The organism is Delftia lacustris (assembly GCF_040267515.1).
In the GTDB taxonomy this organism is placed as follows: Bacteria; Pseudomonadota; Gammaproteobacteria; order Burkholderiales; family Burkholderiaceae_C; genus Comamonas; species Comamonas tsuruhatensis.
In genome coordinates, this window is record NZ_CP141274.1 from 5382545 (window position 1) to 5401177 (window position 18633).

Below are 18633 nucleotides of genomic sequence, written 5' to 3' on the forward strand. Positions count from 1 at the left end.
ATGAACACAAGCGCCCGTCCCGACCTGTCCACACTGCCACCGCCCGCCGCCGTGCAGCAGCTGCACCACTACGCCTACAAGGCCCGCGATGCCGAGGAGACCCGCCACTTCTACGAGGACATCCTGGGCCTGCCGCTCTACCACATCATCCAGAGCGACTACGTGCCCAGCACGGGCGAGTACTGCCCCTACACGCACTTCTTCTTCCGCCTGAAGGATGGGTCGTTCATCGCCTTCTTCGACATCGGCGACGACGAAAAGGCCCTGCCCTCGCCCAACACGCCGCTGTGGATCAACCACATCGCCTTCCGCGTGGACACCGTCGAGGAACTGGAGAACACCAAGGCCCGCCTGGTGGCGCATGGCATCGAGGTGCTGGGCGTGACCGACCACCACATCTTCAAGAGCATCTATTTCTTCGATCCCAACGGCATCCGCCTGGAGCTGTCGGCCCAGCTGGCCGACGAAGTGCAGATGGCGCGCGAAAGCACCACCGCCCACGCCCGCCTGAACGAGTGGACGGCACGCAAGGAGCAATGGCGCAAGGAACGCGCCGAAGGCAAGGCGGCGCAGCCGCTCAAGCCCCAGAGCAACGACCGGCCCGAGTTCGTCCCCGACGCAGCGGCCTGAATAAGACCCGGCGAACAGGCAGGCGGACGGGGTCGGTAGAATCCCCGTCAAACCGTCATCCATTTCGCATATGCAGACGGCATCCCTTCAACGGATGCCGTTTTCATTTGCCAAACGCCATTCGCACAATTCCCCGCAAGCAAGCCATGAGCGACACCATTGCCCAGCCAGGCCTCGACAGCCTGTCCAAATCGTTTGAACCCGCAGCCATCGAGGCCCAATGGGGCCCCGAATGGGAAAAGCGCGGCTACGGCGCAGCCGGCGTGCGCGGCACGGGCCAGGCAGATGCATCCCAGCCATCGTTCTCCATCCAGCTGCCACCGCCCAATGTGACGGGCACGCTGCACATGGGCCATGCGTTCAACCAGACCATCATGGACAGCCTCACGCGCTACCACCGCATGAAGGGCCACAACACGGTCTGGGTTCCCGGCACCGACCACGCGGGCATCGCCACCCAGATCGTGGTGGAGCGCCAGCTGCAGGAGCAGGGCATTGCCAGCCGCCACGACATGGGCTCGACGCCTCCCGAGGCGCGCAAGAACTTCGTGAGCAAGGTCTGGGAGTGGAAGAACCAGAGCGGCAACACCATCACCGGCCAGATGCGCCGCATGGGCGACAGCGTGGACTGGAGCCGCGAGTACTTCACCATGGACGACAAGCTGTCGTCCATCGTCAACGAGACCTTCGTGCGCCTGTACCAGCAGGGCCTGATCTACCGTGGCAAGCGCCTGGTGAACTGGGACCCCAAGCTGATGTCCGCCGTCTCCGACCTCGAGGTCGAGAACGAGGAAAAGGACGGCTCGCTGTGGCACATCGCCTACCCGCTGGCCGACGGCTCGGGCCAGCTCGTGGTGGCCACCACGCGCCCGGAAACCATGTTGGGCGACGCAGCCCTGATGGTGCACCCCGAGGACGAGCGCTACCAGGCGCTGATCGGCAAGACCGTGATCCTGCCCCTGGTGGGCCGCGAGATCCCCATCATTGCCGACGACTACGTGGACCGCGAGTTCGGCACGGGCGTGGTCAAGGTCACGCCCGCGCATGACAACAACGACTACGCCGTGGGCCAGCGCCACGGCCTGCCGATGATCTGCGTGCTGACGCTGACGGCCACCATCAACGACGAGGCGCCCGAGAAGTACCGCGGCATGGACCGCTTCGTGGCGCGCAAGGCCATCGTGGCCGACCTGGACGCGGCCGGCCTGCTGGTCGAGACCAAGAAGCACAAGCTCATGGTGCCCATCTGCACGCGCACGGGCCAGGTGATCGAGCCCATGCTGACCGACCAGTGGTTCGTGGCCATGAACAAGGTCGGCGAAGGCGATGCCACCGGCAAGTCCATCGCACAGAAGGCCATCGATGCCGTCTCCAGCGGCCAGGTGCAGTTCGTGCCCGAGAACTGGGTCAACACCTACAACCAGTGGATGAACAACATCCAGGACTGGTGCATCTCGCGCCAGCTGTGGTGGGGCCACCAGATTCCCGCCTGGTACGACGAGGACGGCAAGGTCTACGTGGCCCGCACCGAGGAAGAAGCCCAGGCCCAGGCCCCCGGCAAGACGCTCACGCGCGACGAGGACGTGCTGGACACCTGGTACTCCTCGGCCCTGGTGCCGTTCTCCACCATGGGCTGGCCGAACCAGACCGAGGCGGCCGACGATGACTACAACCTCTACCTGCCCAGCTCGGTGCTGGTCACGGGCTACGACATCATCTTCTTCTGGGTCGCCCGGATGATCATGATGACCACGCACTTCACGGGCCGCGTGCCCTTCCGCCATGTCTACATGCATGGCCTGGTGCGTGACGCCCAGGGCAAGAAGATGAGCAAGTCCGAGGGCAACGTGCTCGACCCCGTGGACCTGATCGACGGCATCGACCTGGACACCCTGCTGGACAAGCGCACCCAGGGCCTGCGCCGCCCCGAGACCGCCCCCCAGGTGCGCAAGAACACGCAAAAGGAATTCCCCGAGGGCATTCCCGCCTACGGCGCCGACGCGCTGCGCTTCACCTTCGCGGCCCTGGCCTCGCTGGGCCGCTCCATCAACTTCGACAGCAAGCGCTGCGAGGGCTACCGCAACTTCTGCAACAAACTGTGGAACGCCAGCCGCTTCGTGCTGATGAACTGCGAAGGCCATGACTGCGGCCTGCTGCCCCACACCAAGGAGCAATGCCAGGCCGGCGGCGAGTTCGCGGGCTACATGCAGTTCAGCCAGCCCGACCGCTGGATCACCTCGCAGCTGCAGAAGGTCGAGGCCGAAGTGGCCAAGGGCTTTGCCGAATTCCGCCTGGACAACGTGGCCAACGCGCTGTACGACTTCGTCTGGAACGAGTTCTGCGACTGGTACCTGGAAATCGCCAAGGTGCAGATCCAGACCGGCAGCGAGGCCCAGCAGCGCGCCACGCGCCGCACGCTGATCCGCACGCTGGAGGCCATCCTGCGCCTGGCCCACCCCATCATCCCGTTCGTGACCGAAGCCCTGTGGCAGAAGGTCGCCCCGGTCGCCGGCCTGCCCGGCGAGTCCGTGGCCGTGGCCCGCTACCCCGAGGCCCAGCCCGAGAAGATCGACGAAGCCGCCATCGCATACGTGGGCCGCATCAAGCAGATGATCGACGCCTGCCGCACGCTGCGCGGCGAGATGGGCGTGTCGCCCGCACAGCGCCTGCCGCTGCTGGCCGTGGCCAGCTCGGCCGACGAGGCGCAGTTCCTGCGCACCAACGCCGCCGTGCTTCAGAACCTGGCCAAGCTCAGCGAAGTCAAGGTGTTCGACGACGAAGCCGCCTGGGCCGAGGCCGCCCAGGCCGCGCCCGTCTGCGTGGTGGGCGAGGCGCGCCTGGCGCTGTTCGTGGAGATCGACGTGGCGGCCGAAAAGGCCCGCCTGTCCAAGGAAGCCGCACGCCTGGAAGGCGAAATCACCAAGGCCAATGCCAAGCTGGGCAACGAGGCCTTCGTGGCCAAGGCACCCCCGGCCGTCATCGACCAGGAAAAGAAGCGCGTGGCCGACTTCGGCGCAACGCTGATCCGCATCCAGGAACAACTCGCCCGCCTGGGTTGAAAGATCCGTTTATGAGCACCCAGACCCGTGTCCGCAAAGCCGTGTTTCCCGTTGCCGGGCTCGGCACGCGCTTTCTGCCCGCCACCAAGGCCTCTCCCAAGGAGATGCTGCCCGTGGTGGACAAGCCGCTGATCCAGTACGCCGTGGAAGAGGCCTACGAGGCCGGCATCCGCGACATGATCTTCGTCACCGGCCGCAGCAAGCGCGCCATCGAGGACCATTTCGATACCGCCTACGAGCTGGAAAACGAACTGGAGAACGCCGGCAAGCAGGCCATGCTGGAGCTGGTGCGCAGCATCAGCCCCGCCGACATGAACTGCCTGTTCGTGCGCCAGCCGCGCTCCCTGGGCCTGGGCCACGCCGTGCTGTGCGCCGAGCCGCTGGTGGGCAACGAGCCCTTTGCCGTGCTGCTGGCCGACGACCTGATGGTGGGCGAGTCTGGCGGCCCGGGCGTGATGGCCCAGATGACCTCGGCTTTCCAGAAACAGGGCCGCTCCCTGCTGGCCGTGCAGGAAGTGCCGCTGGAGCAGACCAAGCGCTACGGCATCGTGGCCGGCGAGCCGGCCGGCGGCGCGCTGATGCGCATCGAGAAGATCGTCGAAAAGCCCGCGCCCGAGAAGGCGCCTTCGCGCATGGGCGTGGCCGGCCGCTATGTGCTGACACCAGCCATCTTCGAGGAGATCCGCAACCAGCCCAAGGGCGTGGGCGGCGAGATCCAGCTGACCGACGCCATCGAACGCCTGATGGCCCATGAAGCCGTCTACGCCTTCCAGTACCAGGGCAAGCGCTACGACTGCGGCAGCAAGGAAGGCTTTCTGCAGGCCACGGTGGAGCTGGCGCTGCAGCACGAGGACGTGGGCGCGAGCTTCCGCGAATACCTGCAGGGCCTGAGCATCTGAGGCCGGGCCTCAGAGCCGCCCCTGCCCCATGCAAAAGGCCTGCGAAAGCAGGCCTTTTTCTTTGGAGCGAGCCGCGTGCAGCCGCTCAGCGCCGGCGCAGGATGTGGATGAACTCCGCGCCCACGGTCTGCTGCTCCACCAGTTCATTGCCGGTCTGCTTGGCGAAGGCCTGGAAGTCGCGCAGCGATCCGGTATCCGTGGCCACCACCTTGAGCAGCTGGCCGCTGTCCAGTTCGGCCAGCGCCTTCTTGGCCTTGAGAATGGGCAGCGGGCAGTTGAGCCCGCGCGTGTCGATTTCCTTGTGAATTTCCATCGGATGCACCTCTTGAGCCTGGGATTCTAGGCGGCATCGCGGCTGAGGCCGGCAGCAGTGTCTTGATCGGCGCGACTCGCTTCAGCCTCCTGGGCCTGCTCGGCACGCTTCCAGAAGTCACGGATCACAGGATCATGCCCCCGGCTGCGCAGCCACTTGGCCAGCGCCATGCCCGTGCCCGAAGGCCAGGCCTGGACTTTCTCGGGCTCCAGCAGGCGGTATTCCAGCAGCTCGGGCGACAGCCGGACCTGGCCGCTGGCGCGCACATGGAAGGCGATGATCACCTGGTTCATGCGCAGGAACTCATGCACGCTGATCAGCTCCAGCGACTCGGCCTTCAGGCCGGTTTCCTCCGCCACCTCGCGCGCCACGCCCTCCTCGGGCGACTCGCCGGCCTCCATGAAGCCCGTGATCAGGCCGAAGACCTTCTCGGGCCAGGCCGCATTGCGCGCCAGCAGCACCTTGCCGTCCAGCTCCACGATGGCGGCCAGCACGGGCGTGGGATTGTTCCAGTGCGTCCAGCCGCACTCGGGGCAGCGCAGACGCGATACATCGCCGCCGTCCTCGGCCTGGATCACCCACTGCAGGGGGGTGGCGCAGTGCGTGCAATAGCGGGTTTCATAGTGCATGGGGCTGTTCCTGGTTTTTTGCTGTCCTGGCTCAATGCAAACAGGAAGGCCCGCCGGAAGGCGGGCCTGTCGCTGTATCAGGCGGGGAAGACGCCCGTGGACAGATAGCGGTCGCCGCGGTCGCAGACCACGAAGACGATGGTGGCGTTGTTCTCGCGCTCGGCAATCTGCTGGGCCACCCAGCAGGCGCCGGCAGCCGAGATGCCGGCAAAGATGCCTTCCTCGCGCGCCAGGCGGCGCGCCATGTCCTCGGCATCGTCCTGGCCCACGAGCACGGTCTCGTCGATCAGCGAGGCGTCGTAGATCTTGGGCATGTATTCCTCGGGCCACTTGCGGATGCCAGGGATGCGCGAGCCCTCGGCCGGCTGGGCGCCCACGATGCGGATGGCAGGGTTCTTTTCCTTGAGGAACTTCGCCACGCCGGTGATCGTGCCCGTGGTGCCCATGGCGCTCACGAAATGCGTGATCTCGCCGCCGGTCTGCTCCCACAGCTCGGGGCCCGTGGTCTCGTAGTGGATGCGCGGATTGTCGGGGTTGCCGAACTGGTCGAGCACCACGCCCTTGCCCTGGGCCACCATCTGGTCGGCCAGGTCGCGCGCGTATTCCATGCCGCCGCTCTTGGGCGTGAGGATCAGCTCGGCGCCATAGGCCTTCATCGTCTGGGCACGCTCGATGGACAGGTCCTCGGGCATGATCAGCACCATCCGGTAGCCCTTGATCGTGGCGGCCATGGCCAGCGCAATGCCGGTATTGCCCGAGGTGGCCTCGATCAGCGTGTCGCCGGGCTTGATGTCGCCGCGCTCTTCGGCGCGGCGGATCATCGACAGGGCCGGCCTGTCCTTGACCGAACCGGCCGGATTGTTGCCTTCCAGCTTGCCCAGCACCACGTTGCCACGTTCCTGGCGAGACTGCGCACCGATGCGCTGCAATGCCACCAGGGGCGTGCGGCCGATGGCGTCTTCGATGGTCGGATAAATTTTCATAGCCTCACACTGTGCCATAATTCGCCCCTGCGCTAAGTAGCCCGGGTGGTGAAATTGGTAGACGCAGGGGACTCAAAATCCCCCGCCGCAAGGCGTGCCGGTTCGATTCCGGCCCCGGGCACCAGAGATTACGTAGCCGAAAAAGCAGTCCGCTGCTTTTTCGGCTATTTCTTTTCCGGCCGCTGTCTTCACAGTGTCCGCACACCCCTCCTTCCTGCACCAGCCCTTTTCAGCGGCTGCACTGCAATTCAAGGCCTCCAGCCTGACCAGATCCTGCGTCCTCATGCCTTGGGCGGGATAGCCCCTGCGCGCTTTCACCCGCATACCGCCCAACCTGTGTACAACTTTGGCATCAAGCCACCGCCAAGGCGGAAACGGACTGCAATCAGGCGCATGTCCAGCCCGCCCCGAATCGCCCCCACCGCGGCCTGCCCCCAAGCCTTGCCCAGTGCGCGAAATCCGGCACCTTCCCTCTGAAAACCGGTATCTGCACCATCGCCATGCAGCCAATTTCCGGCGCGGGCACCAGCCCGGTGCGCCCGCTGCAAAAGCCTGGTGATGCCCATGAAAAAAGCCACCCTGGGGTGGCTTTTTTTCTCCACAGAACCCTTGAACAACCCTGTGGATATTCAGTGAACAGCAAGTGAACGAGGCGTCCAAGTGCTTGCATTCACTGGCCGCAAGCTAGGCTGCCTGCAAATCAGGCAGCCCCTGAATCCAAGGGAAAACCCTTGAAACCGGGGTCACCTGCCGCGCCGCGCCTCAGGCATCGGAGCGGCGGATCTGGGCGCGGCCCGCCGCCGTGATGTGCCATTGATGGCTGCTGTCCACTTCGACCAGTCCACGCTCGCGCAGCCTCTTGGACAGATGCTCGCGCGCCGCGCTTTCCAGCGACACGGGCTCGCCCATTTCCAGCTTCTTGAGCACTTCGAGTTCATCCACCGTCGGCTCGTACACGGGTGCGTGATATGTGGTTTCGGCCATCGCTACTCCTTCGCTATTCAAAGTCTCATGCCCCGGCACTGCCCAAGGCATGGGTCCCAACATAGCGTTGGCCGGGACGCCGCGCAATCGGTGTCCGCACCTTTTTTCGCGATGTGGGCGATGATGGCACGCTTTGCGACGGCGTCCCACAGGTGCCAGGGCACTGCCCTGTCCGGGAAACGGGCATCCCGCTCTCTTGCCGCCGCCCTCTGCTCTCCGCTCTTGCCATCTGCTCCAGGGATTCAGGTTTTCATGTTGTACGCCATCACCGCCTTGTTCGCCTTCCAGTTGCTGGGAGAGGCCATCGTCCAGCTCACGGGGCTGCCGCTTCCGGGAGCGCTTATGGGCACGCTGCTGCTGCACGGCCGCCTGCCCGAGTCGCTGGAGAAGGCCGCCGGCGTGCTGCTGCAGAACATGATGCTGCTGTTCATTCCCGTCATTGCAGGCGTGATGCTGGAGTTCGACCGGCTGTCGCGCGAATGGCAGCCCTTCGTGATCGCCTGCGTGGCGGGTGCAGCCATTACCTTCCTGGCCACGGCCTTCACCTTCCGCTGGTGCCTGGAGCGCCAGCGCGCCCGCGAGGCGGCCGCCAGCCAGGGAGACAAGGCATGAACGCGCTCACCACCCACTGGCACAGCGCCTGGCAGTCGCTGTCCGGCAATGCCTCCACCGCCCACCTGCCCTGGCTGGTGCTGACCATGGCCGTCTACCTGGCGGCCATGGCGCTGTACCGCCGAAGCGGCAACCATCCGCTCCTGATTCCCGTGTTCACGGCCGTCGTCGTCATCGTGGGCGTGCTGCTGGCCACGGGCACCTCCTATGCCAGCTACCGCAGCGGCGTCTCGCTGCTGGGACTGCTGATCGGCCCGGCCACCGTCGCGCTGGCAATTCCGCTGTACGCCCAGCGCGAGCGCATCCGCGCGCTGTGGCTGCCCATCAGCGTGGCGCTGGCCGTGGGCTGCGTGGTGGCGTTGCTGTCGGCACTGCTGATCGGCTGGAGCCTGGGAGCGACGGTGCAGACGCTGGTGGCGCTGGCGCCCAAGTCGGCCACCATTCCCATCGCCCTGCCCATGGCCGAGCGCTTTGGCGGGCCGGCCTCGCTGGCGGCCGTGGCCGTGGCCATCACCGGCATTGCGGGCACGATGATGGCGCCGCTGCTGATCCGCCTGGTGCGCAGCGATGACCCGGCCGTGCAGGGTTTTGCCCTGGGACTTACGGCCCACGCCATCGGCACGGCACGCGCGCTGCAGGTGAATCCGACCATGGGCGCCTTCTCGGCCCTGGCCATGGGCCTGAACGGCGTGGCCACGGCCGTGGTCATGCCGCTGTGCCTGGCCGTGCTGCCCTGGTTTTGAGCGCGATTACGGGTTTTCCCCAGAGACACCCCCACAAGCCTGTGGACAAGCGCCGCCAGCAGCAAGGATAAGTCAGTTAAGTGACTGTCATCGTTGAACAATCCAAGGCCTGCTTAATTATCAGGCAGGCCGGTGCTCCCTGGCGCGCTGCTGCAGCCATGAAGAGAACACGCGCAGGGCGGGCGCGGGCTGGGCATCGGGCGCCAGGGCCGGGGTGACCAGGTAGTAGGCGCGGTTGCCGCGCAGCGGCTGGGGGCAGGCAATGATGAGGTCGCCGCGCGCCAGCTCCTGCTCGATCAGCATGGGCGGCATCAGCGCCACGCCCAGGCCCTGGCTGGCGGCCACGGCCAGCATGGAGAACAGCTCCAACCGCATGCCATCCAGCGCGCGCGGCGCGGCCACGCCCATGGCATCGAACCACTGCTGCCAGCCGTAGGGCCGCGTGCTTTGCTGCAGCAGCGGCATCCGGGCCACGATGTCCGCCCCCACAGGCAGCCAGGCCCGGCCCGGCTCGCGCGCCTGGGCCGTGGCCAGCAGTTGCGGGCTGCACACGGGCACCACCTCTTCGTCCATCAGCCATTGCGCCTGCACACCGGGCCAGCGTGCCACCTGCTCGGGCGTGCCTGCATAGAGCGCAGCGTCGAACACGGTATCGGCAAACAGGAAGGGCCGCGTCTGCACGTCGATGTGCACCGTGACCTCGGGATGCTCGCGCGCCAGCTGCGGCAGGCGCGGCAGCAGCCAGCGCGTGGCGAAGGTGGGCACGGCCGCCAGGTTGAGCGGGCCGCCTTCGCCCTGGTGGGCCATGATGTCCAGCGTGTCGCGCTCCAGGCCGTGCAGCCAGCGCGAGACCTGCTGGGCGTACTGCGTGCCGGCCTCCGTCAGCAGCACGCCGTGGCGCGTGCGCCGGAACAGTTGCACGCCCAGGAACTCCTCCAGCGCAATGATCTGGCGCGATACCGCGCTTTGCGTGAGCGACAGCTCCTGCGCCGCACGCGTGTAGCTGATGTGGCGGGCGGCCGACTCGAAGCAGGCAAGGGCTTGGGTGGATGGCAGGGCTCTACGCATATTTCATGAATTCAATGCACTTCAGAGCCTCACATCATAGGGAATAACCCGCAACAACCCATTCATACATGCGTTTTACGCATTCATGGATGAACAAACATCGTTTGCGCCACGCGCAGGCCCGCTTCTAAGATGCGTCGCAACAACGCTCCATGGCCACAGCCTGCCCGGCTTTGGCATATGGCAGCGACCCGCCCTTGACCTCTTTGTTTTTTGGAGAAACCACGCCATGGCCCGCAACAGCTTCCAATGGGATGACCCCTTCCAGCTCGACCAGCAACTGAGCGAAGACGAGCGCATGATCCGCGACGCGGCCCATGCCTACTGCCAGGAGAAGCTGGCACCCCGCGTGCTGGAAATGTTCCGCCATGAAAAGACCGACGTGAGCATCTTCCGCGAGATGGGCGAGCTGGGCCTGCTGGGCCCCACCATCCCCACGCAGTACGGCGGCGCGGGCCTGAACTATGTCAGCTACGGCCTGGTGGCGCGCGAGATCGAGCGCGTGGACTCGGGCTACCGCTCCATGGCCAGCGTGCAAAGCTCGCTGGTGATGGTGCCCATCAATGAATTCGGCACCGAAGACCAGAAGAACAGGTACCTGCCCAAGCTGGCCAGCGGCGAGTTCATCGGCTGCTTCGGCCTGACCGAACCCGACCACGGCTCCGACCCCGGCAGCATGTCCAGCCGCGCCTACAAGGTGGACGGCGGCTACCGCCTCAAGGGCAACAAGATGTGGATCACCAACAGCCCCGTGGCCGACGTGTTCGTGGTCTGGGCCAAGGAAGTGACCGAGGACGGCCATGTGGGCGAGATCCGCGGCTTCATCCTGGACAAGGGCATGAAGGGCCTGTCGGCCCCGGCCATCCACGGCAAGGTGGGCCTGCGCGCCTCCATCACGGGCGAGATCGTGATGGACGATGTCTTCGTCCCCGAGGAAAACGCCTTCCCCGAGGTGCGCGGCCTCAAGGGCCCCTTCACCTGCCTGAACAGCGCACGCTTCGGCATTGCCTGGGGCGCCCTGGGCGCAGCCGAGTTCTGCTGGCACACGGCGCGCCAGTACACGCTGGACCGCAAGCAGTTCGGCCGCCCCCTGGCCGCCAACCAGCTGGTGCAGAAGAAGCTGGCCGACATGCAGACCGAGATCACCCTGGGCCTGCAGGCCGCGCTGCGCGTGGGCCGCATGAAGGACGAGCACCAGAACGTGATCGAGATCACCTCGCTGATCAAGCGCAACAACTGCGGCAAGTCGCTGGACATTGCCCGCATGGCGCGCGACATGATGGGCGGCAACGGCATCAGCGACGAGTTCGGCGTGGCCCGCCACCTGGTCAACCTGGAAGTGGTCAACACCTACGAAGGCACGCACGATGTGCATGCGCTGATCCTGGGCCGGGCGCAGACTGGCATCGCAGCTTTTGCCAACTGACCCCCTGAGGCGCTTCGCGCCTTCCCCCTTCTCGCTTCGCGGAGGGGGACGACGCCCTCGCCGCGAGGCGGCTCTTGCTCGGCGTCCCTGGCCTGTTCCACGCCCATGTCACACGCTATGGGTGATGGAAGCTCAAGCCCTGAGCTGAACTACCAGCGGCATCGGGCACGCTCATATTTCTTCCCTCTCATGTCCTCCACATCCTCCGCACCGGCCGCATTGGCTGGCATCAAGGTGCTTGATCTTTCCCGCGTGCTGGCCGGGCCCTGGTGCACGCAGACACTGGCCGACCTGGGCGCCGATGTGATCAAGGTCGAGCGGCCCGTGGCCGGCGATGACACGCGCCACTGGGGGCCTCCGTTCCTGCCGCGCGACGATGGGCAGGCCACGCAGGAGGCCAGTTATTTCACGGCCTGCAACCGCAACAAGCGCTCGGTCACCATCGACATGTCCACCCCCGATGGGCAGCAGCTGATTCGCCAGATGGCGGCCGGGGCCGATGTGCTGGTGGAGAACTTCAAGGTCGGTGGCCTGGCCCAGTACGGGCTGGACTACGAAAGCCTCAAGGCGCTCAACCCGCGCCTGATCTATTGCTCGGTCACGGGTTTCGGCCAGACCGGCCCGTATGCCGAGCGCGCGGGCTATGACCTCATGGTGCAGGCCATGTGCGGGCTGATGAGCATCACCGGCCATGCCGACGAGGCGCCCGGAGGCGGCCCGCTGAAGGTGGGCGTGGCCGTGATCGACGTGTTCACGGGCCTGTATGCCAGCAATGCCATCCTGGCCGCGCTGCATGCGCGCCAGGCCTCGGGCCGGGGCCAGCACATCGACATGGCCCTGCTCGACGTGGGCATGGCCGTGCTGGCCAACCAGGCCGCCGGCTTTCTGGCCACGGGCGAATCGCCGGGCCGCGCCGGCAACATCCACCCCAGCCTGGCGCCCTACCAGGACTTCGCCACGGCCAACGGCAACGTGCTGCTGGCCATTGGCAACGACGGCCAGTTCGCGCGCTTTTGCGCCGCCGTCGGCGAAGCCGGCTGGGCGCAGGACGAGCGCTTTGCCACCAACACCGCGCGCGTGCGCAATCGCCAGGCGCTGCTGGAGCGGATGGTGCCCCTCATGAAGACACGCGGCACGGCCGAATGGATTGCGCTGCTGGAAGACAAGGCCGTGCCCTGCGGCCCTATCAACACCATCGCCCAGGCCTTCGACGACCCGCAGGTGCGCGCACGCGGCATACGCGTCGAGCTGCCGCGCGAGGCCGGCGACGGCATCTCGCGCATCGCCGGCGTGGCCAGCCCCATGCGCCTGAGCGATACCCCGCCCGTGCTGCGCAGCGCACCGCCCTCCCTGGGCCAGCACACCGATGAAGTGCTGGGCGAGCTGGGCATTGCGCCCATGGCCATCCAGGCGCTGCGCTCGCGCGGCGTGGTCTGATCGCCTGCGCCAGGCAACACCGCCTCCTCCAAATCTTTTTCCTCAAGCACCGCCATACGAATGTCTTAAAAAAACCCAGCCTTCCCACCCGTCGGTGCCTCACAACAAACGCTCACAACATCCATTCAAGGAGACAACACCATGACTCACACCACTCGCATCGCGCTCGCCGGCATCCTCGGCGCCCTCGCGCTGTCGGGCGCAGCCCATGCCCAGGGCTACCCTGCCAAACCCATCAAGCTGCTCGTGCCCTTCGCGGCCGGCGGCACCACCGACCTGATCGCGCGCATCGTGGCCGAGCCGCTGGGCCGCGCCCTGGGCCAGCCCGTGGTGGTCGAGAACAAGGGCGGCGGCGGCGGCAGCATCGGCGCGGCCGAGACGGCGCGCTCCCAGCCCGACGGCTACAGCCTGGGCATTGCCACCGTGTCCACCACGGCCACCAACCCGGCGATCAACCCCAAGATCCCGTACAACGTGCTGACCGACTTCACGCCCATCGTGAACATCGCGGCCACGCCCAACATCATTGCGGCCCACCCCAAGTTCGGGGGCAAGAACTACCAGGAGTTCCTGGCCGAGGTGAAGAAGAACCCCGGCAAGTACTCCTACGCCTCGCCCGGCAACGGCAGCATCACCCATCTGATGATGGAGATGTTCAAGCTGTCCACGGGCACCGACATCACCCACGTGCCCTACCGTGGCAGCGGCCCCGCGCTGAACGACGCCGTGGCCGGCCAGGTTCCGCTGATCTTCGACAACCTGCCCTCCGCCCTGGGCTTCGTCAAGGAAAAGCGCCTGGTGCCCATCGTGGTGGCCGCGCCCCAGCGCCTGGCAGCGCTGCCCGATGTGCCCACCTTCAAGGAAGTGGGCCTGGCCCCCGTCAACCGCATGGCCTACTACGGCATCGTCGGCCCCAAGAACCTGCCGCGCGACATCGTGGACAAGGTCAATGCCGCCACACGCAAGGTGCTGCAGGACCCCGCCATCAAGAAGCGCATCGAGGAAACCGGCTCGCTGATCGTGGCCGACACGCCCGAGCATTTCTTTGAAGAGATCAAGGCCGAACTGGCGGTCTACAAGGACGTGGTGCAAAAGCAGAACCTGACGATGGATTGAGCCTGCGCGTCTCCACCGACCATCCCCGCCACGGCGGGGATTTTTGCTGGAGGGCTCGAAGGCGGGAGCCGCCAAGCGACATCCCAGCAACCTGCCTGCTTACCTGTCTTTTGCCCTGCGAGATACAATGTATCTCACCCATTTTTGCAGAAGCACACCATGGCAACCACCACCATGATCCACGTGCGCGTGGATGAAGAGATCAAGGCACAGGCCGCCGAAACCCTGGCCGGCATGGGCTTGACGGTGTCGGATGCCGTACGTGTCTTCCTGATGCGCGTGGTGGCCGACCAGCAATTGCCCTTCGACCTCAGGGCACCCAACGCCGATACGCGCGCAGCCATGCAGGAGGCACGCGCCATGCGCAAGGCACGCTTTGCCACCGCGGACGATTTGCTCCATGACCTCGAAAAAGGCAGCGAGCAGTAAGCGCGCAGTCCTTCCCCGCGCATCGGACCGGACCAAGGCTTTCGCCAAGGACTGGGTCCGGCTGTCGCATTCCGGCCGCCATGACATGAAGCGGTTGAAGGAGGCCATGCTGCTGCTGATTGCCAACGACGCCCCCCTGGAGCCTCAGTGGCTTGACCATGCCCTCACCGGCGACTGGGCCGATCACAGGGAGTGCCACGTGGGGGGCGATTTCCTGCTGATCTACCGGCTCGATGGCCAGGGCGCCAACGAATCGATCATTTTCGTGCGAGCCGGCACGCACGCCGAGCTGTTCGACTAAGACACGCCCAGCAACGCCTCGCACACCTCACACAGGCGCCCGGCCAGACGTCGACCCGGCGCCGACAACTGGGCCCGCACGTGCAGTGCCACTTCCACATCAGGCACGGGGGCGAAGCCGGCCATGCCGTCGAGCAGGCGGTGGCCGGGCCCGACCAGCCGGCGCGGCAGCAGGCTGATGCCCAGGCCCTGCTCCACGGCGGCTTCCAGGCTGGCCAGGCTGGCGCTCACATAGGCCAGGCGCCAGCGCCGGCCTGCGGCATCCAGCGCATGCGTCATCTCGCTGCGGTACAGGCCGCCCTGTGGAAACACCACCAGAGGCAAGGGATCCATCCCGTGACAGGGATGCAGCGCACTGTCTATCCAGGCCAGCGGTTCAGGCCAGCGCGCCATGCCGGGCGTGCTGCCGCTGCGCTGCTTGACGATGGCCAGGTCCAGCTCGCCGGACTGGAACTGCTGCCATATCGCCTGCGACAGCCCGCTGGTCAGCTCCAGGCGCAACTGCGGCTGGCTGCGCGCCAGCGCGCCCAAGGCGGGCATCAAGGCATTGCCGGCAAAGTCCTCTGGTACGCCGATGCGCAGCACGGCTTCGGTGGCGCCAGCCAACTGCTCCACGGCCTCGTCCATGAGCGCGAGGATGCGTTGCGCATAGGCCAGCAGGCGCTCTCCTTCCAGCGTGCATTCCACATGGCGCCCGCTGCGGTCCAGCAGCGTGCAGCCCATTTGCTCCTCCAGCCTGCGGATCTGCTGGCTGACCGTGGACTGGGTCAGGTGCACGCCCTGCGCCGCGCGCGTGAAGCTGCCGGTTTCGGCCACGGCGCAGAAGCTGCGCAGCAGGGTGGGGTCTATGGAAGAGGGCTGCATGGGGCTTGGGCGAATTTCAGTGGCTTTGTCACTGCCTGGCATTTGATCATTTAATTTTCCAATTGATGGCCCCCGTCCTAGACTGCGGCCTCAGCTCCCGATTGCCCAGCCATCCCCATGCAAGAACAAGAACACATCCGCCTGCTGCGCCATGCCGTGCAGCTGGCGCACGACAACCGCCTGCGGGGCGGCCGGCCCTTCGGCGCCCTGCTCGCGCGCGAGGGGCAGATCCTGTCCACGGGCGTCAACGAGATCGTGCAAAGCCATGACCCCAGCGCCCACGCAGAAATGCAGGCGCTGCGCGCGGGCACGCGCGCCCAGGCCAACGCCAGCCTGGCCGGCTGCACCATCTACGCCAGCGGCCACCCTTGCCCCATGTGCCTGGCGGCGCTGGTGATGGCCGGGGCCGAGCAGGTCTTCTTCGCCTTCGACAACGCGGATGCACAGCCGTATGGCCTGTCCAGCGAGGGCGCCTACCAGCGGCTGCGCATGCCGCTGCAGCCGCCACCGCTGCCCCTGAGGCGGCTGGACACGGGCATCACGGCGGCCCAGCTGTACGGCAACGCCCCCTGGGCCTGAAGCCATGTCGTCCATTGCGCCTGCGCACACCGAGACCCCTGCCGCGGCACACGCCATTCCAACGGCGCTGTGGCTGGCCACCGTCGTGCTGGTCACGCTGAACCTGCGCCCGTTTCTCACGGCCATCGGCCCGCTGGGACCGCAGATCCAGTCCGCCACCGGCATGGATCTGTCCACGCTGTCCTGGCTGACCCTGCTGCCCATGGCGTTGATGGGCCTGGGCGCCTGGCTGGCCCCGGCCGCGCTTCAGCGCCTGGGTCCGCGCCGCGCCGTGGTCGGGTCCTTGGCGGTGATTGCGCTGGGCTGCGCGCTGCGCGTGGCGGGCTCCAGTGCGGCCACCCTGCTGGCCACGGCCGCGCTGTGCGGCGCTGGCGTGGCCCTGGTGCAAGGCGTGCTGCCGGGCCTGATCAAGCGCCAGTCGCCCGCACGCATGGCGCAGATGATGGGGCTGTACTCGGCCGCGCTCATGGGCGGCGGCGCCCTGGGCGCCCAGATTTCGCCGCTGGCCGTGCAATGGGGACTGGACTGGCGCCTTGCGCTGGCGCTGTGGACTGCGCCCGCCCTGCTGGCATTGGCGCTGGCGCGGCATGCGCTGCGTGCGTTGCCGGCTCCGGCGCCCATGGCAGGGGCCAACGCCACGCAAGACACCGGCTGGCTGCGCCGGCGCCCGCGCACCTGGATGCTGATGGCCTGCTTCGGCCTCATCAACGGCGGCTATGCGGCCATGGTGGCCTGGCTTGCACCCTTCTACCAGACGCACGGCTGGAGCCCCGCGCAAAGCGGCGGCCTGGTCGCCCTGCTGTCGGTGGCACAGGCCGGCGCCGCGCTGGGACTGCCCGTGCTGGCCGCGCGCCATGCCGACCGGCGGCCATGGCTGGGGTTCACGCTGCTGTGCCAGATCATCGGCCTGGCCGCGCTGGCCTGGTGGCCTGATGCGGCGCCGCTGCTCAACATCGTCATCCTCGGCATCGGCCTGGGTGGCTGCTTCGCGCTGATGATGGTGGTGACGCTCGACCATCTTCCCCACCCCACGCAGGCCGGGGCGCTCAATGCGCTGATGCAGGGCGGCGGCTTTCTGATTGCGGCGCTGGCGCCCTATGTGATCGCCCGGCTGCACCAGTTCACGGGCGGATTCGGCGCCGGCTGGCTGGCACAGATGGCCGCCGTGCTCGTGGTCTGCGTACTGGTGTCCCGCCTGGCACCGCAGCGCTACGCCCAGGCCATGCGGGCACCCGGCGGCTGACCCGCCTCAGTGCGCCGTTGCCTGGAAGCCGGCAGACCAGCGCACGAAGGCCCAGACGCACCAGGCCAGGCCCAGCGCCACCAGGCCGCCGCCGATCCAGCCGATGTTCTGCATGCCCGCATGCATGCTGACCTGACTGCCCAGCAACGCGCCGCCGCCAATGCCGATGTTGAAGATGCCCGAGAACATGGACATGCCCACGTCGGTGGCGTCGGCTGCCAGCTTGAGCACCTGGGACTGCATGGCCAGGGCGAAGCAGATCATGGCGACACCCCAGACCGAGCTCATCACATAGAGCGAGGCCTCATGGCCCGAGGCCGGCACCAGCATCAGCAGGCTGGCCGACAGCACGCCAATGGCGGCCAGCAGAAAGCCGCGCGGATGGCGCAGGCCCCACCAGCTGAACATCACGCTGCCCACGATGCCCATGCCGCCGTACAGCAGCAGCACGGCCGTGGTCACCTTGCCCTCGAAGCCCGCGATGTCCTGCACGAAGGGCTCGATATAGCTGTAGGCCGTGAACTGCCCGGTGATCACGACCACCAGCAGGATGTAGATGGACAGCAGCGCCGGACGGCGCAGCAGCATGGGCACGCTGGCCAGGTTGCCCGCGTTCTCGCTGGGCAGGCGCGGCAGCAGCCGGGCCAGGGCCACCATGACGATGGCGGCCACCCCGCCCACGGCCAGGAACGTCGTGCGCCAGCCCAGCCATTCGCCCACGATCCGGCCCAGCGGAATGCCCAGCACCATGGCCATGGAGGTGCCGGTGGCCAGCAGGCTCAGCGCCACGGCCTTCCTGCCGGGCGGCGCCACGCGCACGGCCAGCGAGGCCGTGATGGACCAGAACACCGCATGCGACAGCGCGATGCCGATGCGGCTGACCATGAGCGAGGCAAAGCTCCAGGCCACGCCCGACAGCACATGGCTGGCCACGAACAGCGCGAACACGCCCATCAGCAGCTTGCGCCGCTCCACATTGCGCGTGAGCAGCATGAAGGGCAGCGAGGCCAGGGCCACGATCCAGGCATAGATGGTCAGCATCAGCCCGACCTGCTCGGTGGGCATGCCAAAGCTCGCGCCAATGCTGCTGAGCAGGCCCACGGGCACGAACTCGGTGGTATTGAAGACGAAGGCGCCCAGCGCCAGCGCGATCACGCTGAGCCAGGCCTGGGCGGCCGTGGGTGTGGATGACGCGGAAACGGAGCCGGCCGCAGCGGAAACGGAAGGGGGCATGGGGAACGTGGGGCCTTTTTTGTTGCAGCGCAATATTGTGCTGCGCCATGCGACCGCCTGATATCAGCTGCCGCGCAGGCCCCAGT

At 66.8% G+C, this 18633-nt stretch carries 19 protein-coding genes and 1 tRNA gene; 13 read left to right on the forward strand and 7 right to left on the reverse strand.

Annotated elements, in window-relative coordinates:
- The 3 genes from U6958_RS26070 to galU all read left to right on the forward strand — a co-directional run bounded on the left by U6958_RS26070 (window position 1) and on the right by galU (window position 4588).
- The gene (locus U6958_RS26070; protein WP_012204140.1) at window positions 1-630 is read left to right on the forward strand and encodes a VOC family protein; all 630 of its coding nucleotides are present in this window, start codon (window positions 1-3) and stop codon (window positions 628-630) included.
- A 146-nt stretch (window positions 631-776) separates the two neighbouring features.
- On the forward strand, window positions 777-3689 hold the full coding sequence (locus tag U6958_RS26075) for a valine--tRNA ligase (protein WP_016448952.1): 2913 nt from the start codon (window positions 777-779) through the stop codon (window positions 3687-3689).
- 11 nt (window positions 3690-3700) lie between these two features.
- Window positions 3701-4588, forward strand: a complete 888-nt coding sequence (gene galU / locus U6958_RS26080) for a UTP--glucose-1-phosphate uridylyltransferase GalU (protein WP_016448953.1) — start codon at window positions 3701-3703, stop codon at window positions 4586-4588.
- An 85-nt stretch (window positions 4589-4673) separates the two neighbouring features.
- Here the strand turns inward: galU and U6958_RS26085 are convergent, their stop codons facing one another.
- The 3 genes from U6958_RS26085 to cysM all read right to left on the reverse strand — a co-directional run bounded on the left by U6958_RS26085 (window position 4674) and on the right by cysM (window position 6513).
- Window positions 4674-4901 (reverse strand): sulfurtransferase TusA family protein, encoded by a 228-nt coding sequence (locus U6958_RS26085; RefSeq protein ID WP_012204137.1) that lies wholly within the window; start codon window positions 4899-4901, stop codon window positions 4674-4676.
- Window positions 4902-4927: 26 nt separating this feature from the next.
- Window positions 4928-5530: an NUDIX domain-containing protein gene (locus U6958_RS26090; protein WP_016452506.1), complete on the reverse strand. Its 603-nt coding sequence runs from the start codon at window positions 5528-5530 to the stop codon at window positions 4928-4930.
- Window positions 5531-5607: 77 nt separating this feature from the next.
- Window positions 5608-6513, reverse strand: a complete 906-nt coding sequence (gene cysM, locus U6958_RS26095) for a cysteine synthase CysM (RefSeq protein ID WP_017407070.1) — start codon at window positions 6511-6513, stop codon at window positions 5608-5610.
- Between the two features lie 39 nt (window positions 6514-6552).
- Between cysM and U6958_RS26100 the strand changes: the two genes are divergently transcribed.
- Window positions 6553-6637: transfer RNA gene (locus U6958_RS26100), tRNA-Leu, on the forward strand.
- A 638-nt stretch (window positions 6638-7275) separates the two neighbouring features.
- Here the strand turns inward: U6958_RS26100 and U6958_RS26105 are convergent.
- Entirely contained in the window at window positions 7276-7497 is a 222-nt protein-coding gene (locus tag U6958_RS26105) for a hypothetical protein (RefSeq protein WP_016452574.1), read from the reverse strand.
- Between the two features lie 252 nt (window positions 7498-7749).
- Here U6958_RS26105 and U6958_RS26110 point away from each other — a divergent pair, with 252 nt between their 5' ends.
- Entirely contained in the window at window positions 7750-8109 is a 360-nt protein-coding gene (locus U6958_RS26110; protein WP_074921596.1) for a CidA/LrgA family protein, read from the forward strand.
- Window positions 8106-8852 carry an LrgB family protein gene (locus U6958_RS26115; protein ID WP_016448958.1) on the forward strand — a complete coding sequence of 249 codons (747 nt, stop codon included), beginning with the start codon at window positions 8106-8108 and terminating at the stop codon, window positions 8850-8852. Before U6958_RS26110 ends, U6958_RS26115 begins: the two co-directional genes overlap by 4 nt.
- A gap of 120 nt (window positions 8853-8972) precedes the next feature.
- Here the strand turns inward: U6958_RS26115 and U6958_RS26120 are convergent, their stop codons facing one another.
- On the reverse strand, window positions 8973-9920 hold the full coding sequence (locus tag U6958_RS26120; RefSeq protein ID WP_012204131.1) for a LysR substrate-binding domain-containing protein: 948 nt from the start codon (window positions 9918-9920) through the stop codon (window positions 8973-8975).
- Between the two features lie 229 nt (window positions 9921-10149).
- Here U6958_RS26120 and U6958_RS26125 point away from each other — a divergent pair, with 229 nt between their 5' ends.
- The 5 genes from U6958_RS26125 to U6958_RS26145 all read left to right on the forward strand — a co-directional run bounded on the left by U6958_RS26125 (window position 10150) and on the right by U6958_RS26145 (window position 14629).
- A complete protein-coding gene (locus U6958_RS26125; RefSeq protein ID WP_016448959.1) occupies window positions 10150-11346 on the forward strand; it encodes an acyl-CoA dehydrogenase in 1197 nt (398 codons plus the stop codon).
- A 189-nt stretch (window positions 11347-11535) separates the two neighbouring features.
- Window positions 11536-12783 carry a CaiB/BaiF CoA-transferase family protein gene (locus tag U6958_RS26130; RefSeq protein WP_013803646.1) on the forward strand — a complete coding sequence of 416 codons (1248 nt, stop codon included), beginning with the start codon at window positions 11536-11538 and terminating at the stop codon, window positions 12781-12783.
- A gap of 141 nt (window positions 12784-12924) precedes the next feature.
- On the forward strand, window positions 12925-13899 hold the full coding sequence (locus tag U6958_RS26135) for a tripartite tricarboxylate transporter substrate binding protein BugE (RefSeq protein WP_074921597.1): 975 nt from the start codon (window positions 12925-12927) through the stop codon (window positions 13897-13899).
- Between the two features lie 159 nt (window positions 13900-14058).
- Window positions 14059-14328, forward strand: a complete 270-nt coding sequence (locus U6958_RS26140) for a type II toxin-antitoxin system RelB/DinJ family antitoxin (protein WP_074921693.1) — start codon at window positions 14059-14061, stop codon at window positions 14326-14328.
- Window positions 14300-14629, forward strand: a complete 330-nt coding sequence (locus tag U6958_RS26145) for a type II toxin-antitoxin system YafQ family toxin (protein WP_026062230.1) — start codon at window positions 14300-14302, stop codon at window positions 14627-14629. The genes U6958_RS26140 and U6958_RS26145 overlap by 29 nt, the downstream gene beginning before the upstream one ends.
- On the opposite strand, the gene U6958_RS26150 is transcribed toward U6958_RS26145, so the two are convergent.
- A complete protein-coding gene (locus tag U6958_RS26150; protein WP_074921598.1) occupies window positions 14626-15492 on the reverse strand; it encodes a LysR family transcriptional regulator in 867 nt (288 codons plus the stop codon). The two genes, U6958_RS26145 and U6958_RS26150, sit on opposite strands and share 4 nt — an antisense overlap.
- Before the next feature lie 117 nt (window positions 15493-15609).
- Here U6958_RS26150 and U6958_RS26155 point away from each other — a divergent pair, with 117 nt between their 5' ends.
- Complete coding sequence (locus U6958_RS26155; protein WP_047217797.1) at window positions 15610-16071, forward strand: nucleoside deaminase; 462 nt, start codon at window positions 15610-15612, stop codon at window positions 16069-16071.
- A gap of 4 nt (window positions 16072-16075) precedes the next feature.
- Window positions 16076-17314 (forward strand): cyanate transporter, encoded by a 1239-nt coding sequence (locus U6958_RS26160; protein ID WP_074921599.1) that lies wholly within the window; start codon window positions 16076-16078, stop codon window positions 17312-17314.
- Between the two features lie 6 nt (window positions 17315-17320).
- Here U6958_RS26160 and U6958_RS26165 read toward each other — a convergent pair whose 3' ends face one another.
- Window positions 17321-18547: a sugar transporter gene (locus tag U6958_RS26165; RefSeq protein ID WP_016452582.1), complete on the reverse strand. Its 1227-nt coding sequence runs from the start codon at window positions 18545-18547 to the stop codon at window positions 17321-17323.
- Between the last annotated feature and the right edge of the window lie 86 nt (window positions 18548-18633).

Bases quoted from the DNA above. Each gene is read 5' to 3' on its own strand.
- U6958_RS26150 (WP_074921598.1), bottom strand. From the start codon at position 15,492: ATGCAGCCCTCTTCCATAGACCCCACCCTGCTGCGCAGCTTCTGCGCC.
- U6958_RS26125 (WP_016448959.1), top strand. From the start codon at position 10,150: ATGGCCCGCAACAGCTTCCAATGGGATGACCCCTTCCAGCTCGACCAG.
- U6958_RS26145 (WP_026062230.1), top strand. From the start codon at position 14,300: ATGACCTCGAAAAAGGCAGCGAGCAGTAAGCGCGCAGTCCTTCCCCGC.
- U6958_RS26115 (WP_016448958.1), top strand. From the start codon at position 8,106: ATGAACGCGCTCACCACCCACTGGCACAGCGCCTGGCAGTCGCTGTCC.
- U6958_RS26130 (WP_013803646.1), top strand. From the start codon at position 11,536: ATGTCCTCCACATCCTCCGCACCGGCCGCATTGGCTGGCATCAAGGTG.
- cysM (WP_017407070.1), bottom strand. From the start codon at position 6,513: ATGAAAATTTATCCGACCATCGAAGACGCCATCGGCCGCACGCCCCTG.
- U6958_RS26085 (WP_012204137.1), bottom strand. From the start codon at position 4,901: ATGGAAATTCACAAGGAAATCGACACGCGCGGGCTCAACTGCCCGCTG.
- U6958_RS26155 (WP_047217797.1), top strand. From the start codon at position 15,610: ATGCAAGAACAAGAACACATCCGCCTGCTGCGCCATGCCGTGCAGCTG.
- U6958_RS26110 (WP_074921596.1), top strand. From the start codon at position 7,750: ATGTTGTACGCCATCACCGCCTTGTTCGCCTTCCAGTTGCTGGGAGAG.
- U6958_RS26120 (WP_012204131.1), bottom strand. From the start codon at position 9,920: ATGCGTAGAGCCCTGCCATCCACCCAAGCCCTTGCCTGCTTCGAGTCG.
- U6958_RS26160 (WP_074921599.1), top strand. From the start codon at position 16,076: ATGTCGTCCATTGCGCCTGCGCACACCGAGACCCCTGCCGCGGCACAC.
- U6958_RS26140 (WP_074921693.1), top strand. From the start codon at position 14,059: ATGGCAACCACCACCATGATCCACGTGCGCGTGGATGAAGAGATCAAG.
- U6958_RS26165 (WP_016452582.1), bottom strand. From the start codon at position 18,547: ATGCCCCCTTCCGTTTCCGCTGCGGCCGGCTCCGTTTCCGCGTCATCC.
- U6958_RS26090 (WP_016452506.1), bottom strand. From the start codon at position 5,530: ATGCACTATGAAACCCGCTATTGCACGCACTGCGCCACCCCCCTGCAG.
- U6958_RS26070 (WP_012204140.1), top strand. From the start codon at position 1: ATGAACACAAGCGCCCGTCCCGACCTGTCCACACTGCCACCGCCCGCC.
- U6958_RS26105 (WP_016452574.1), bottom strand. From the start codon at position 7,497: ATGGCCGAAACCACATATCACGCACCCGTGTACGAGCCGACGGTGGAT.
- U6958_RS26075 (WP_016448952.1), top strand. From the start codon at position 777: ATGAGCGACACCATTGCCCAGCCAGGCCTCGACAGCCTGTCCAAATCG.
- U6958_RS26135 (WP_074921597.1), top strand. From the start codon at position 12,925: ATGACTCACACCACTCGCATCGCGCTCGCCGGCATCCTCGGCGCCCTC.
- galU (WP_016448953.1), top strand. From the start codon at position 3,701: ATGAGCACCCAGACCCGTGTCCGCAAAGCCGTGTTTCCCGTTGCCGGG.